Raw genomic sequence first — 1,287 nt, 5'->3', positions numbered from 1 at the left:
GGGCCGTCCATGTGGATGCGGTCTTTGACGACCGGGATACTGTGCGGCGGGGAGGCCGGGGCGGGTGGCTACCGATCAAAGTCGCGGGCGTGGGAGCCCGGCAACATAGGCGGTAGGACCTCCCTCAGAGGGCAAGATACATGCAACACCCCATGCCCCAGCCCTTCCCTGAGCCTCTCCATAGCCACGGCCACCGCCCCCCTCAGCTCCTCCACGCTCCTGTAGTGCCGCCGGGGCATCAAGGACCCCTTCACCCGCCGCCAGATAGCCAGAACATAGCCTCACGGCTGACCCACCGGGTTCAAATGGGGGCTGTACCGCGACGGGTAGGCCCTCGTCCCGCACCGCCCCTCTGGCAGGGCGCACCCCAACGCCCAGCCCCCACAGGAACGCCGCTCCAGGTGCGCCACCGCGTTCACCCGCCCCGACTTCCCCCAGGCCCGGGGCACCCGCACCGCTTCCCCCTTCCTCGCCCAGGCGTAGGTGGGAGGCAGGGAAAGTCCAAACCCGCTCTCAGTTCGGTGTTTACTTCGCAAAGCAGCCAGAAAGAACACCCTCAGCCCCCCTTTCCGCCTCCTCCAAGGCGGCCGCAAACCTCTCCCTCTCCTCCGCCGTGGGCTTCCCCGTGGGCACGTACCGGGTCCTTTTCCACTGGTACCCCATCTCCAGGAGCTTCCGCCCTACCGTACCCGGGTGGAAGGTCACGAAGAAGCGCCTCTCCAAAGCCTCCTGGAGCCGGGGGGCCGTCCAGGCCTCCTCCCCCGCCAAGAGCTCCCGCAGGAAGGCGCTCATGGCCGGGGTCCAGCGGGGTTTGGCCCCGGGGGGCTTGCCGTCTTCAAGCCCCTCTATTCCCCTTTCCAGCCACCGCCTGAGGTCGCGGTGGAGGGTGGTGCGGTCCAGGCCCAGGTGGCGGGCAATGCGGGGGGCGGTCCAGCCCTGGGCGGCCAGGCGGACGGCCTGGGCCCGGCGCCGGACCTTGAAGGGGACCACGGGGTTGGTCTCCAGCTCTCGGAGCCGGGCGTCCTCCTCTGGGGTCAGGTGGATGCGAAGGGGGGCAGGCATGTGGATAGTTTAATGCATGGGCACTTAGAGGCTGTCGTAAAAGTCCTCCACGGGCAGTTACACGGCCCTGGCTAGCCGCTTCACCAACAATCGTAGCATGCCCAGATAGACCCAGGCCTCGCTTACCCGAGGGTTCTCCTCATAGTCCTTGGCAAGACGCCGGTTCCGCCCCAGCCAGGCAAAGGTCCTTCTCCAGCTCCAAACCCAGGGAAGAAGCCGTCTCCT

General features: G+C 67.4%; 2 pseudogenes. Both read right to left on the bottom strand.

The features are described from left to right. Window positions 1–146: 146 nt before the first annotated feature. Window positions 147–1,062, bottom strand: a pseudogene (locus tag BVI061214_RS12405) (IS630 family transposase); the annotation flags it as partial. Window positions 1,063–1,119: 57 nt separating this feature from the next. Further along, window positions 1,120–1,287: pseudogene (locus BVI061214_RS13675) on the bottom strand (IS5/IS1182 family transposase); the annotation flags it as partial.

Source organism: Thermus aquaticus (genome assembly GCF_001280255.1).
GTDB lineage: Bacteria > Deinococcota > Deinococci > Deinococcales > Thermaceae > Thermus > Thermus aquaticus.
Note: the sequence above shows the minus strand (reverse complement) of the source record. Positions and strands in the feature narration are given on the sequence as shown.